The organism is Vibrio aphrogenes, from assembly GCF_002157735.2.
GTDB classification, from domain to species: Bacteria; Pseudomonadota; Gammaproteobacteria; order Enterobacterales; family Vibrionaceae; genus Vibrio; species Vibrio aphrogenes.
In genome coordinates this window covers 2,168,483-2,182,777 of sequence record NZ_AP018689.1, presented here as the reverse complement: position 1 = coordinate 2,182,777, position 14,295 = coordinate 2,168,483, and the positions used below count along the sequence as shown (strand labels likewise).

The 14,295-nt window shown below is 43.0% G+C and carries 13 protein-coding genes; 11 read left to right on the top strand and 2 right to left on the bottom strand.

Annotated features, from left to right (window positions below):
* The first annotated feature begins 112 nt into the window (after nt 1-112).
* The 6 genes from rnr to rplI all read left to right on the top strand — a co-directional run bounded on the left by rnr (nt 113) and on the right by rplI (nt 5,178).
* Nucleotides 113-2,593, top strand: a complete 2,481-nt coding sequence (gene rnr, locus VCA1004_RS09905) for a ribonuclease R (RefSeq protein WP_086981611.1) — start codon at nt 113-115, stop codon at nt 2,591-2,593.
* A gap of 35 nt (nt 2,594-2,628) precedes the next feature.
* Nucleotides 2,629-3,378, top strand: a complete 750-nt coding sequence (rlmB, locus tag VCA1004_RS09900; protein WP_086981610.1) for a 23S rRNA (guanosine(2251)-2'-O)-methyltransferase RlmB — start codon at nt 2,629-2,631, stop codon at nt 3,376-3,378.
* Between the two features lie 371 nt (nt 3,379-3,749).
* On the top strand, nt 3,750-4,133 hold the full coding sequence (gene rpsF, locus VCA1004_RS09895) for a 30S ribosomal protein S6 (RefSeq protein ID WP_086981609.1): 384 nt from the start codon (nt 3,750-3,752) through the stop codon (nt 4,131-4,133).
* A 7-nt stretch (nt 4,134-4,140) separates the two neighbouring features.
* Complete coding sequence (gene priB, locus VCA1004_RS09890) at nt 4,141-4,443, top strand: primosomal replication protein N (protein ID WP_086981608.1); 303 nt, start codon at nt 4,141-4,143, stop codon at nt 4,441-4,443.
* Nucleotides 4,444-4,459: 16 nt separating this feature from the next.
* Nucleotides 4,460-4,687, top strand: coding sequence for a 30S ribosomal protein S18 (gene rpsR / locus VCA1004_RS09885; RefSeq protein WP_000090472.1), 228 nt, complete (start codon nt 4,460-4,462; stop codon nt 4,685-4,687).
* A 38-nt stretch (nt 4,688-4,725) separates the two neighbouring features.
* Complete coding sequence (rplI, locus tag VCA1004_RS09880) at nt 4,726-5,178, top strand: 50S ribosomal protein L9 (protein WP_086981607.1); 453 nt, start codon at nt 4,726-4,728, stop codon at nt 5,176-5,178.
* A gap of 94 nt (nt 5,179-5,272) precedes the next feature.
* On the opposite strand, the gene VCA1004_RS09875 is transcribed toward rplI, so the two are convergent.
* Complete coding sequence (locus VCA1004_RS09875; RefSeq protein WP_232012591.1) at nt 5,273-6,472, bottom strand: DUF481 domain-containing protein; 1,200 nt, start codon at nt 6,470-6,472, stop codon at nt 5,273-5,275.
* 160 nt (nt 6,473-6,632) lie between these two features.
* Between VCA1004_RS09875 and VCA1004_RS09870 the strand changes: the two genes are divergently transcribed.
* The 4 genes from VCA1004_RS09870 (at nt 6,633) to pgi (ending at nt 12,460) form a co-directional block, all read left to right on the top strand.
* The gene (locus tag VCA1004_RS09870; protein WP_086984563.1) at nt 6,633-8,027 is read left to right on the top strand and encodes a replicative DNA helicase; all 1,395 of its coding nucleotides are present in this window, start codon (nt 6,633-6,635) and stop codon (nt 8,025-8,027) included.
* Between the two features lie 90 nt (nt 8,028-8,117).
* The gene (alr, locus tag VCA1004_RS09865; RefSeq protein ID WP_086981606.1) at nt 8,118-9,215 is read left to right on the top strand and encodes an alanine racemase; all 1,098 of its coding nucleotides are present in this window, start codon (nt 8,118-8,120) and stop codon (nt 9,213-9,215) included.
* Complete coding sequence (locus VCA1004_RS09860; protein ID WP_232012590.1) at nt 9,212-10,543, top strand: BamA/TamA family outer membrane protein; 1,332 nt, start codon at nt 9,212-9,214, stop codon at nt 10,541-10,543. The genes alr and VCA1004_RS09860 overlap by 4 nt, the downstream gene beginning before the upstream one ends.
* Before the next feature lie 264 nt (nt 10,544-10,807).
* On the top strand, nt 10,808-12,460 hold the full coding sequence (gene pgi, locus VCA1004_RS09855; RefSeq protein ID WP_086981605.1) for a glucose-6-phosphate isomerase: 1,653 nt from the start codon (nt 10,808-10,810) through the stop codon (nt 12,458-12,460).
* Between the two features lie 93 nt (nt 12,461-12,553).
* On the opposite strand, the gene zur is transcribed toward pgi, so the two are convergent.
* Nucleotides 12,554-13,018: a zinc uptake transcriptional repressor Zur gene (zur, locus tag VCA1004_RS09850; RefSeq protein ID WP_408646904.1), complete on the bottom strand. Its 465-nt coding sequence runs from the start codon at nt 13,016-13,018 to the stop codon at nt 12,554-12,556.
* Nucleotides 13,019-13,140: 122 nt separating this feature from the next.
* On the opposite strand from zur, the gene dusA reads away from it, so the two are divergent.
* Complete coding sequence (gene dusA, locus VCA1004_RS09845; protein WP_086981603.1) at nt 13,141-14,127, top strand: tRNA dihydrouridine(20/20a) synthase DusA; 987 nt, start codon at nt 13,141-13,143, stop codon at nt 14,125-14,127.
* Nucleotides 14,128-14,295: the final 168 nt, after the last annotated feature.

Sequence of the window (14,295 nt, the reverse complement as noted above, 5' to 3'; positions counted from 1 at the left end):
TCTACAGTCAGATATACTTATAATTAAGTTACTTCATGATAGTTATGAGTTCTGCATCTTGAAGCCACTTGGGTATTTTACCCTACACTTTGCTCACATAAGCAGGTATGCCATGTCTGAACATAATCACATTGATCCTTTCGCAGCACGTGAATCTGAAAAATACGACAACCCAGTTCCTAGTCGCGAATTTATTCTCGATTTTTTGAAACAAGCTAATGTTCCTATGAATCGTAATGATTTGTTCGAAGCATTACAGCTCAAGGGTGAAGAAGAGTATGAAGGTTTACGTCGTAGACTGCGCGCGATGGAGCGTGATGGCGAGTTAATTTTTACTCGTCGTCAATGTTACGCTTTGCCTGAAAAAATCGATCTTATCAAAGGGACGGTCATTGGGCATCGTGATGGCTTTGGTTGGGTCCGACCTGAAGGCAGTGTCGGCAAAGATAATGATGTACTTTTACCTCATCATCAAATGCGTACTGTTATCCATGGCGATTATGTCTTAGTTCAACCCAATGGAACGGATAAGCGTGGACGTAAGGAAGGGCGTTTAGTCCGCATCCTTGAAGCACGAAAAACCAATTTAGTTGGGCGTTTCTTCTTAGAAGATGGCCATGCGTTTGTGGTGCCTGATGATTCACGTATTAGCCAAGATATTTTAATTCCTGATGAATTCCGTGCTGGAGCTCGTATGGGGAATGTGGTGGTGGTTGAGCTAACGGCTCGAGCGACTCGTTCTCGTGGCATGATGGGCAAAATTGTTGAAGTCCTTGGTGAAAATATGGCACCAGGTATGGAAATCCAAATTGCGATACATACGCATCAAATTCCGAATGAATGGCCGGTTGCTGTTGAAAAGCAAGTAGAGAATTTAGGTGAAGAGGTACCCGATGAGGCCAAAGAAGGCCGAGTCGATCTTCGTGATTTACCTCTTGTCACGATTGATGGTGAAGATGCTCGTGACTTTGATGATGCCGTTTACTGCCAGGCGAAAAAAGGTGGCGGTTGGCGTCTCTGGGTCGCTATTGCGGATGTCAGCTATTATGTAAGACCGAATACCGCTCTTGATAAAGAAGCGATTAATCGTGGCAACTCCGTTTATTTCCCATCCCAAGTGGTGCCGATGTTACCGGAAGTTTTATCTAATGGCTTATGTTCACTCAATCCACAAGTGGATCGATTGTGCATGGTGTGTGAGATGACCATTTCCGCTTCAGGAAAGTTATCGGGTTATAAGCATTATGAAGCCGTGATGAACTCACATGCTCGTTTAACTTATAACAAAGTCTCCGCTATTTTAGAGGGAGATGAAGAGCTGCGTGAACGTTACCAAACGTTAGTGCCGGATTTAGAAGAACTGTACAACATGTACAATGTTCTTAAAGTGGCTCGTGAACAACGTGGTGCGATTGAGTTTGAAACGGTTGAAACGAAATTTATCTTTAATGAATTACGTAAAATCGATCGTATTGAGCCAGTGATCCGTAATGATGCTCATAAAATCATTGAAGAATGTATGATTCTCGCCAACATTGCTTCGGCCTCTCTTGTGGAGAAAGCGAAAGAGGCGGCGTTATATCGTATTCATGAAACTCCGGGAGAAGAGCGTTTAACCGGCTTTAAAGATTTCTTAGCTGAGTTAGGATTAACCCTAAATGGTGGGTTAGAGCCTTCACCAACAGATTATGCTCAATTAATGCATCAAATTGGTGAACGTGCCGATAAAGAGCTTATCCAAACGATGTTATTACGTTCAATGAAGCAAGCCATCTATAGTCCTGATAATGCGGGCCACTTTGGGTTAGCTTTACAACGTTACGCACACTTTACTTCACCAATTCGCCGTTACCCTGATTTACTACTGCACCGTGCGATTAAGTACTTAATTGCTAAACAAGCGGGAGTGAATACCGATCGTTGGACACCAACGGGCGGTTATCATTATTCATTTGATGATATGGATTACTATGGTGAACAATGTTCGATGACTGAGCGTCGTGCGGATGATGCAACGCGAGATGTTTCTGACTGGTTGAAGTGTGAATACATGCAAGATCATGTCGGTGAAGAATTAGAAGGGGTGATCGCGAATGTAACCGGCTTTGGTTTCTTTGTGCGTTTGAATGAATTACATATCGATGGGTTAGTTCATATTTCATCACTCGCCAATGATTACTATCAGTTTGATCCGTTAGGGCAGCGTCTCATTGGTGAAAGCTCTGGTTTGATTTATCGCTTAGGCGATAGCGTGACGGTGAAAGTGCTTTCGGTCAATCTTGATGATCGCCAGATCGATTTTGAAGTCGTCAGTACTACGCGTCAGCCTCGAGGGAAGGGTAAAACGGCAAGAAAGCGTTCAGCGAATGCGGATAAGAAAGCGGCTACCCAGAAGAAGAAAGCGGTGAAAGCCAATAAGCCGGGACAAAAGGCTAAGCCATTGGTTGAACCAACTAAGCGCCCGGACAGCAAGACCGATTCAAATAAGAAGAAAAAAGCACGTAAACCGAAAGTGAGTAATGCACCAGGTACTAAGCCTAAACGTAGCAGACCTTCGGCAAAAAAACGCGCTAAAATGAAACAAGAAAAATAATCACGATGACAGGGAATACCCCTGCAAGGTAAATAATGAGTAACGAATTTATTTTTGGCATTCATGCCATTAACGCAGTATTAGATAAAGATCCTGCACGTATTGTTGAAGCCTTTGTATTAAATGGCCGTCAAGATGACCGTTTAATGCCGGTTTTACAGCAATTACAACAATACGGTGTGTCTGTTCAACAGATGAACCGTAAAACCTTGGATAACAAAGCCAACGGTGCCAATCACCAAGGTATCATTGCTAAAGTTAAGCCAGCTAAGGCGTTAAATGAGCATGATTTAGATGGCATCTTGGCACAATGTGAAGCAAAAGGTGAACAACCTCTTCTATTGGTCTTAGATGGTGTGACGGATCCTCATAACCTTGGTGCTTGTCTACGTAATGCCGATGCGGCGGGCGTCGCTGCTGTGATTGTGCCAAAAGATAAATCAGCCCCTCTTACGGGTACCGTTAGCAAAGTGGCTTGTGGTGCCGCGGAAACCGTCCCATTTGTTCGTGTGACCAATTTGGCTCGTACAATGCGAGCGCTTCAAGAGCAAGGTATTTGGTTTGTTGGCACGGCAGGTGAAGCGACTCACGATATCTACCAAGCCAAATTAACTGGTCCATTAGCGATTGTTATGGGGGCTGAAGGTGATGGTATGCGCCGTTTAACTCGTGAAACCTGTGATGATTTAATAAAAATCCCGATGTCAGGAAGTGTTTCTAGTTTAAATGTTTCTGTCGCATCAGGTGTGTGTTTATTTGAAGCGGTACGTCAGCGTTTAGGTTAAAGCTAGAGCTGAGATGCGGGGACGCTGCGCTAGAGAGCCGAAAAGCGGTTACGAGTTGCGAGTCTCGGTCGCTTCGCTGCTTGTAACTCGAAGCGAAGCGTACGTAACCCGCAACGGTCTTTTGCTCTTCCTCGCAACTCGAAGCGTAGCGCACTCGGCTCTCGCAACCTGAATCTCTGTTTATTCGAGTCACGAACAGCGAAGCGTCCGATATCTGAGCCTCATTTCTTTTTCTATCTTTTCCTTGCCTATTGTGGCGACGTCTTATACAATTCGCCGCCTGTGAAATCTCGACCTTTTATATTTTCGTTCCTTGCTTCCTCCGGATGGTCGAGCCCATGTGGAAGCTAATAATCCGTAAGGAGCAACCCATGCGTCATTACGAAATCGTATTCATGGTGCACCCTGATCAAAGCGAGCAAGTTGCTGGCATGATCGAGCGTTACACTAACACTATCACTGAAGCTGGCGGTACTATCCACCGTTTAGAAGATTGGGGCCGTCGTCAAATGGCTTACCCAATCAACAAATTGCACAAAGCACACTACGTTCTTATGAACGTTGAAGCTGAGCAATCTGTGATTGATGAGTTAGAAACTGCTTTCCGTTTCAACGATGCAGTTCTACGTAACATGATCATGCGCACTAAATCTGCAGTGACTGAACAATCTATCATGATGAAAGCACGTGAAGAACGCGCACCTCGTCGTGAAGAGCGTTCTGAAGCTAAGTCAGAAGAAGCAGCAGCTGAGTAATTAATTGATGACCAATCGATTGGAGTTAAGCGGCACTGTCGTGAAAGCTCCGGTTAGAAGCCTAAGTCCTGCGGGCATTGCCCATTGCCATTTTAGTATTGAGCACCGTTCGACAGTACAAGAAGCGAATTTACCGAGACAAGTTTATTGTCGTATGCAGGTAGTCGTGAGTGGGCAAGGGTCACAACCACTTACTCAACATTTAGTTTTAGGCAGTCAAATCAAGGCAAGCGGTTTTGTCGCTTACCACACCGGCCGAAATGGTTTAGGTAAATTGGTTTTACATGCCGACAACATTACTCAAATTTAAGATCAGGAGATAGCCCATGGCTCGTTTCTTCCGTCGTCGTAAATTCTGCCGTTTCACTGCAGAAGGCGTACAAGAGATTGATTACAAAGACGTAGCAACTCTTAAAAATTACATCACTGAAGCTGGTAAAATTGTACCTAGCCGTATCACTGGCACAAGTGCTAAATATCAGCGTCAACTAGCTCGCGCTATCAAGCGTTCTCGCTACCTAGCACTTCTTCCATACACTGACAAACATCAGTAATTGGCAGCAGTTTAATTAAGTTTAAGAGGACTAAGATAATGCAAGTTATTCTACTTGATAAAATCGGTAACCTAGGCAACCTTGGCGACCAAGTTAACGTTAAATCTGGCTACGCTCGTAACTTCCTTATCCCACAAGGTAAAGCAGTTATGGCTACTAAAGCTAACGTTGAAGTTTTCGAAGCACGTCGTGCAGAATTAGAAGCTAAAGTTGCTGAGCAACTAGCTGCTGCACAAGCTCGCGCTGAGAAAGTTAACGCACTAGAAGCAGTTGTAATCGCTTCTAAAGCGGGTGACGAAGGTAAACTATTTGGTTCTATCGGTACTCGTGATATCGCTGATGCAGTTACTGCAGCTGGCGTTGAAATTGTTAAGAGCGAAGTTCGCCTTCCTGAAGGTGCACTACGTACAACTGGCGAGTTTGAAATCAGTGTTCAACTTCACTCTGAAGTATTCGCTGAAGTTAAACTTCAAGTTGTTGCTGCTGAATAATCTTCAGTACCAAAGCACAATAAAAAAACCGACCTCGTGTCGGTTTTTTTATATCTAGATTTAGTGTGTTCGGTATAAAAAGTGCGTAAGTGTACTATTTGGGTGAATATAAGATATTGATAGTGAAGATACTATCGGTCTTACTCAGATTGTTTGGAACCCGGCTAAGGTGTTGCCTAGATTGAGCTATCTTCAACGAAATATCTTCAGTAATGTGGTTAAGAATGCTGATCTCTGTATCGATACGAGTATTGCTTGAACCGCTGACCACAGTGCCATCAAAATTAAATGAAATACTATCAAAAGGCTGCCATTGAGCGGTTAAATTTGCTCGTATAATAGGTTCATCGACATTCTCAGGGAAAATAGGATCGTCATCATCAATTTCATCGGTATTGGGTTCTTGATAACGATAACCTGGACCGAGTTCGGTTTCGACTTTTAAGCTGTCAGTATTGGTGATTTGATAACCAAGACCCGTTGAAATTGTATAATCATGGAAGTACGAACTGTACTTTGAGTCAATGCCTTTAAAGCTTCCATAAATATACATTTTGGGACTTATCTTGTAGTCACTTTGTAATTGATAAGTTTGCTCTCTTTCGTCTTCTTTGCCATCTTCATTTTTTAAATACAGCTTTATTTCACCTGTATTTCTCAAGCGCCCTTTAATATACGATAAAGCGAGTCGAGTATTTAATGAACGCTCATCCTCATTACCTTGTTCTGAACGATAACCAAACTCAATTTCGGGAAACCAAGTTGAAGCTGGCGCTGCGGGTGCCGCTTTCTTTTTAAGTGGGGCTTTTTTAGGGCTCTTTTTTACCGGTTCAGCATCTTCTTCTAATAACTCAGCAATGAGGTCTTCATCGACACCGTCATCATTGATACTTACAGATTGATTTTTGTCGCGCTCATTCTCATGGCTCTCGTCTTTCTCGTCTGAGGCAACGGGTGATGATGTTTGTGAGGTCGAAGGTGCGTTTGACTGGGATGAAGATGATGGCTCTTTATTACTGGTGGTTAAAGACGCATCATCGGTCGTTGAGGCTGAATCACTATTATTTGGCGTAGCCGTTTCTTCTGCCTGATTGCTATCAGATAGTTGATCCGTTATTGCCATATCATCCTTGGGCGTGGTTACTTCGCTCTCTATCATGATGTCTTCACTGTAAGCTTGGCTGCTTAAGAGTAAAAACAAGAGCGGTAATAATCGATTTTGCACTAAGAATGGTACCTCAATAAATAAATTGCCGTCGATAATATAATATGGCGCTAATTTTGCGGTCATCATACCGTTAAATGTTTTGATTCGATAGTGTGTTTATCACGCACTGCGTATGTCTTGAGGCTTTTATTTTGTCGCGTTTCAAAGGGGTTTTATTCTTGTTGAACTCGCATCTTGAGGTGGCTTGGGTATAATGATTGGCTCAAATTTTCAAGTAAGTGGTCCTATGGCAGAAAATAAACCTCGAAAAATCTCAGATTCGCAAGTGGACGCTTTAAAGGTTCCACCGCACTCTCTTGAGGCAGAACAATCCGTTTTAGGCGGCTTATTACTCGATAATGAACGTTGGGATTCTATTTCCGGGAAAATTGTCGAAAAAGATTTTTATAGTCGCCCACACCGTTTAATTTTTGCGGCGATTAAATCGATTTTAGAAAACAGTCAACCTCTTGATCTTATTACACTCTCTGAACATTTGGAGTTGCGTGAAGAGCTAGAATCGGTTGGTGGCTTTGCTTATCTCGCCGATCTTGCGAAAAATACACCAAGTGCGGCAAATATAAATGCTTATGCTGACATTGTGTGTGAACGTGCCATGGTGCGTAATTTAATCGGCATCGCCAATGAAATTGCTGATGCCGGTTATGATCCACAAGGAAGAAGCTCTGCCGATTTGTTGGATATGGCAGAAAGTAAAGTGTTTGCCATTGCCGAAGAGCGTACTGCTGAAAATGAAGGCCCTCAAAGCGTTGATAATATTTTAGAAAAAACATTAGAACGAATTGAAGTGCTGTATAAAACGCCACAAGATGGTGTGACAGGGGTGTCGACAGGCTTTACCGATCTCAATAAGAAGACGGCAGGTTTACAAGGCTCAGACTTAATCATTGTGGCTGCTCGTCCATCGATGGGTAAAACGACGTTTGCGATGAACTTATGTGAAAACGCAGCGATGGATCAAGACAAACCCGTTCTGATTTTCTCTTTAGAGATGCCCGCAGAACAATTGATGATGCGTATGCTGGCCTCCTTGTCACGTGTGGATCAAACTAAGATCCGTACCGGGCAACTTGATGATGAAGATTGGGCTCGTATCTCATCGACTATGGGTATTCTGATGCAGAAGAAGAATATGTATATCGATGATAGCTCGGGCTTAACCCCGACGGATTTACGATCTCGTGCACGTCGTATCGCACGTGAAACCGGGGGGTTATCAATGATCATGGTCGATTACTTGCAACTTATGCGAGTGCCTGGCTTGCAAGATAACCGTACCTTAGAGATCTCTGAAATCTCACGCTCATTAAAAGCGTTGGCAAAAGAATTGAATGTTCCAGTAGTGGCATTATCACAGCTTAACCGTTCTTTGGAGCAACGTGCTGATAAACGACCTATTAACTCGGATTTGCGTGAATCAGGAGCGATTGAGCAAGATGCTGACTTGATCATGTTTATTTACCGTGATGAGGTTTATCACCCAGATAGTGCCTTAAAAGGAATTGCGGAGATCATTATCGGTAAGCAACGTAACGGACCTATTGGTTCAGTGCGACTGACTTTCCAAGGCCAGTACTCCCGTTTTGATAATTACGCGGGCCCAGCCTTTGATGATGAATAAAGCCACTGAAATATTGAGTTAACAAGGGGTTAGCTCAATGACAACGACAATCGATTTCTTACCATCCATTGATTTAGGACAGACCCAATCATGAAGCCTCCTGTCGCGGCAACCGCATACGTTAATTTAGACTCGCTTCGCTATAACCTTACAAAAGTAAAAACTAAGGTTGGAAAGAGTAAGATCACCACTATTGTGAAAGCCAATGGTTATGGTCATGGTGCTGCTGCGGTTGCTCAAGCTTTGGAATCTACCTCAGACAGTTTTGGTGTCGCGAGATTAGAAGAAGCGCTTGAATTAAGACGAGTGGGGATCAGTAAACCTATCTTATTATTAGAAGGCTTTTTTGATGACTCTGATCTTCCGATCATACAAGCGAATAACCTGCATACGGCCGTGCATTGTGAAGAGCAATTATTGGCGTTAGAGCAAGCACAATTGGCGGCTCCGATAGAGGTTTGGCTTAAGATTGATACTGGAATGCACCGTTTAGGTGTACGACCTGAGCAATTAGAGGAATTTCTTACGCGCTTAAAAGCGTGTTCTAATGTGGCAAAACCACTTCACTATATTAGCCATTTTGGTTGTGCGGATGAATTGGATAATCCGGCAACGATGGAGCAAATCGAGTTATTTACCCAATTAGCCGAAGCGGGTTGTGAGCGTTCTATTGCGGCATCTTCAGGGATCTTAGCCTGGCCAGATAGTCATTTAGAATGGGTAAGGCCGGGAATTATTTTGTATGGTGTGTCGCCATTTGAAGCGCAAAATGCCGAATCCATGGGATTTAAGCCCGTCATGAGCTTAAAATCACATTTAATTGCCATTCGTGATGTCAAAGCGGGCGAAAGCGTAGGGTATAGTGCGACTTGGACGGCCGAGCGAGATACAAAGATTGGTGTCATCGCAATTGGCTATGGTGACGGTTATCCTCGCACTGCGCCTAATGGGACGCCAGTGGTCATTAATGGTCGCCGAGTGCCTCTAGTTGGTAGGGTGTCGATGGACATGTTAACCGTGGATTTAGGCTGCAATAGTCAAGACCAAGTGGGTAATGAAGCCATTTTATGGGGCGAAGGTTTACCGGCAGAAGAAATTGCCAATCGTATAGGAACTATCGCGTACGAATTAGTCACAAAATTGACAGGGCGAGTAGTGATGATTTATCAAGAAGAACATAATGAATGATGACTCCTAGTGCTTTAGTTCCGATGAAAAATTATTTTTGCCAACAGGGTAGATTTACAATTGCTGTTGGTTTATTGGTTTTTTTTTCAACTAGTGTATCGGCTGAGCCTAATATCAGCCTTTCATCTCCTCTTCATCATCAAGATTCTTCTCCTTCTGCCCATCAAGATATCCCTTCTCAAGACTCATCGGATAACGCTAAAGACTCTTGGTATTCTGAATTTAAAATTGTGCCATTTGGCTTTATCTCTGATTCCATTGGTAACTCTATTGGTGCGGCGGGGTTATTAAAAGGAGCTGGCCAACCTCAAGCCGCGTTATTAGGTGCCGGGTTTGTCTCCGATAAAGGCAGTTATGTCTCCTATTTAGGCGGTTATAATTATCAGTTAGGAGAGCGTTGGTTAATCGATGCCGATGCTTACCTTGCTCAGTTTGACGATTATCGTTACTACCTTGGTAATGCGACCAGCAATAGTTCTGACTTTGATGACTACACAGAAGCTGATGGCCAAGAGTCTCGTTTACAAGCCAAATTTCGTTATGTATTGCCACTAGGGTTAGGGAAAGAGCGGGCGGCGAGTGCCAGTTATTCGCCCAATCGAAAAATTGCAGGGATAACGCCATGGGAGAGTGGGGTGACGAGCTTAGGATTTACGCCTTTTTATAAATCTCGTCAGCTCGATGGGGTTGTCTATGATGATCCTGACCATACTTGGGGCATGATTTTCAGTTTTGATTGGGATAACCGAGATAGCATTCGTAATACCACCCATGGCTCGCATACCTTGTTCAATTACACCTATGCTCCTAAAGTGGGTAATGAGGATCCGTGGAGTACTTGGGAGTTTCAAAATAGCCAATACTTTGATCTTGGGGCATTAGGTCATGTCTTTAACAAACAAGTTGTGGCATTTGATTTTTATACCGCAGGCACTCCAAGTTGGAACCAAGGCAAAACACACCGCCCTCCTGAATATGCCGGAGTAAGATTGGGCGGCCTATATCGTCAACGAGGTTTCGCATCGGGGCGATTCACTGGCCGAGCGGCTATCAACTATAGCTTAGAATATCGTGTAATGCCTGATTGGCAACCACTTCAAAATTGGCCTGTGTTTGATTGGTATCATGTCCCTTGGTGGCAATGGGTCTTATTTACCGACGTTGGCCGAGTGGCTGATGAATATAACTTATCTGAATTGCATGATGATATGCAGGTGAGTTATGGCGGAGCGGTCCGTTTTCAAGTTGAAGGCATCGTTGTTCGAGCCGAAATGGCATGGGGAGATGAGGAAAGCATGTTTCGCGTCATGGTGAATCAACCATTTTAAGCAAAGAGAAAGGATGACAAAGTAAAACATATCGACAAATTGCCGGAATCTCTTGGATCACTTATGAGTTATATTTAAACTGATATAACGCAATACAGATCACATAAATCATTGCGATAATCTGATTTAGACGTTCGACGCCAAAGAAGAAAGTTTTTGAATTGAGCCATCTCGTTAAATGGCTGAGTTTTTGTATCGGGGGCAGGCAATTAACCGTATGGTTTTTTGTTCTGAAGAAACCATTAGACATACCAGGAATGAATCATGTTGAAAAATATTAACCCAACCACAACATCCGCGTGGAAAGCGTTAACTGAACACTTTGAATCAGCACAAGATATGGAGCTTTCAAGCTTATTCGCACAAAATGCGGATCGCTTTAATCAGTTCTCTGCCAAGTTTGGCTCAGATATTTTAGTGGATTACTCAAAGAACTTAATTGACCAAGAAACGCTAACGCATCTTTTTGCTCTTGCGGAGCAAACGGAAGTTAAATCGGCAATCGAAGCGATGTTTGCGGGTGATAAGATCAACCAAACCGAAGGTCGTGCGGTATTACATACAGCATTACGTAATCGCAGCAATACGCCGGTCTTGGTTGACGGTGTAGATGTGATGCCTGGTGTGAATGCGGTATTAGCTAAGATGGAAAGCTTTACTAACCGAATCGTATCGGGTGAATGGAAAGGCTACACTGGCAAAGAAATCACGGATATTGTTAACATCGGTATCGGTGGTTCTGACCTTGGTCCTTACATGGTATCTGAAGCATTATCCGCTTATAAAACGCGTTTAAATATGCACTTCGTTTCAAACGTTGATGGAACCCATATCGCTGAAACATTGAAAGGGCTAAACCCTGAAACCACGCTTTTCCTAGTGGCTTCAAAAACTTTTACCACTCAAGAAACCATGACTAATGCTCACACTGCTCGTGATTGGTTCTTGGAGGCGGCGATTGATTCTGCTCATGTTGCAAAACACTTTGCGGCACTTTCAACCAACGCCCAATCGGTTGCTGATTTTGGTATTGATACAGATAACATGTTTGAATTCTGGGACTGGGTTGGTGGTCGTTATTCACTATGGTCTGCAATCGGTCTTTCAATCTGTTTAGCGATTGGCTTTGATAACTTTGTTGAGTTATTGGAAGGTGCGCATGAAATGGATAAGCATTTTGCAAATACTGAATTTGAAAACAACATTCCTGTCATCTTGGCGTTGATTGGTATTTGGTACAACAACTTCCATGGTGCTGAATCGGAAGCTATCCTGCCTTACGATCAATACATGCATCGCTTCGCGGCTTATTTCCAACAAGGTAATATGGAATCAAACGGTAAATATGTTGACCGTAATGGTCAGGCCGTAGATTACCAAACGGGTCCAATTATTTGGGGTGAACCTGGTACTAATGGTCAACACGCTTTCTATCAATTGATCCACCAAGGAACTAAATTAATTCCTTGTGATTTTATTGCGCCGGCAATTAGTCATAACCAAATTGGTGATCACCACCAAAAACTGATGTCTAACTTCTTTGCTCAAACTGAAGCGCTTGCATTTGGTAAATCTAAAGAGCAAGTCGAAGCTGAATTTATCGCTGCTGGTAAAACGGCAGAAGAAGTGAAAGATCTGGTTAACTTTAAAGTGTTTGAAGGTAACCGTCCGACTAACTCGATTTTAGTGAAGCAAATCAACCCAACCACTTTGGGTAATTTGATTGCAATGTACGAACACAAAATCTTTGTGCAAGGGGTTATTTGGAATATCTTTACCTTTGACCAATGGGGCGTAGAGCTTGGTAAGCAATTAGCTAACCAAATTTTACCTGAGCTTGCTGACAACAACCCAGTTGAGTCGCACGATAGTTCAACGAATGGTTTGATTAACGCTTTTAAAGCATTCAAAGCGTAATAGAGTTAACTTTCTGAATAATAAAAAGAGAAGCGGATAAGGCTTCTCTTTTTTTATGGTTACACTTTTTTATGATTATTGTTGAGAGTGGGATTATTGGCAGCTTTTGCACACCCCATGAGTTTCAATCACGTGGTTGGTAAGCTTAAATCCATGAGCATTAATATTCTTAGTGAGTCGTTTGATTAATGTCTCATCTTGTAGCTCTGTCACATCCCCACATTGATCACAAATGAGCAAGTGAGAAAAATGCTTGTGTTGACCGTGGCAATCATGTTCATCAAAAAAACAACACGACACAAAACTATTGGTGGATTCAACACGATGGATAAACCCTTGCTCTAATAAAAACTCTAACGCTCTGTAGACCGTAGGTGGCTTAGCTTGAGGTTCGGTTTGCTTTAGTTTATCCAATAACTCATACGCCGTCGCCGATCCTTTTTGTTGCCAAATCAGTTCTAAGACTTGTTGACGTTGTGAGGTGAGACGAACCCCTCTTTGTTGACAAAGTTCAGTCACTTGTTGAAGTAAACGTGTATTCAAAATCGTAGCCTTAATTATGCCTTAAACTCGAAGATAGGTTGCGCCATCACAGGTTGTATTTGCTTGATGTGCACTTCATCGGCCTATGGTAAAATATTTGGCTTAATAAGTCAGAGATATTTATCCCATATACCATTATGAAAAATTACCCATTGCAACGTTTTTCCGTCGCTCCAATGCTCGATTGGACCGATCGCCACTGTCGTTACTTTCATCGTCTACTTTCAGAGCATGCATTGCTATATACCGAAATGGTGACCACTGGCGCAATTCTTTATGGCAAAGGGGATTTTTTGCAGTTTTCTCAACCAGAGCACCCTGTGGCCTTACAATTAGGAGGCTCTAACCCTGCAGATTTAGCTAAGTGTGCGCAGTTAGCGGCGGAGCGTGGTTATGATGAGATCAACCTTAACGTTGGTTGCCCATCGGATCGGGTGCAAAATGGTATGTTTGGTGCTTGCCTGATGGCGGAACCTGAGCTGGTGGCTGAATGTATGGCAGCGATGCGTGAAGTCGTTGATATTCCGGTCACCGTGAAAACGCGTATTGGGATTGATGAGCAGGATTCGTATGAATTTTTAACCCGCTTTATTACTTTAGTGAGTGAGAAGGGTGGCGTCGATCAATTTACTATTCATGCTCGTAAAGCATGGCTTTCAGGATTAAGCCCTAAAGAGAACCGTGAAATTCCAGAACTTATTTATGAGCGTGCTTATCAGGTAAAAAAAGATTTCCCACATTTAACTATTGCGGTTAATGGGGGAGTGAAAACCTTAGAAGAATGTGAAACACATCTTAAGCACCTCGATGGTGTGATGGTTGGACGTGAAGCATACCAAAACCCGTATTTATTGGCGGAAGTGGACCAACGTTTATTTGGAGCGGATAAACCGATAATCAAAAGACGTCAGGTGGTGCAGAAAATGTTGCCATACATTGAAGATGAAATGGCAAAAGGAGCCAGTTTAGGCCATATCACACGTCATATGTTAGGGTTATTCCAAGCTATGCCAGGCGCACGTCAATGGCGTCGTCATATCAGTGAGAATGCCCATAAGTCAGGCGCTGGGATTGAAGTCGTCGAAGCCGCTTTAGCCAAAATTCCTGCTGAATTAGATGTTTAACCAGTCTTGCAAATGGCTAATTTGACTGTAAATTAGTGAAATTAGCCATGTCTTTTCATTTGAATTTTCTTTCTTAATTTTAACCTTTTGATTTTTAAATGAATCATCTTGCTTTTAACTTGGCCTACATTGTGCAAGTTGATAGCAATAAAGACGAGAAGGAAGATG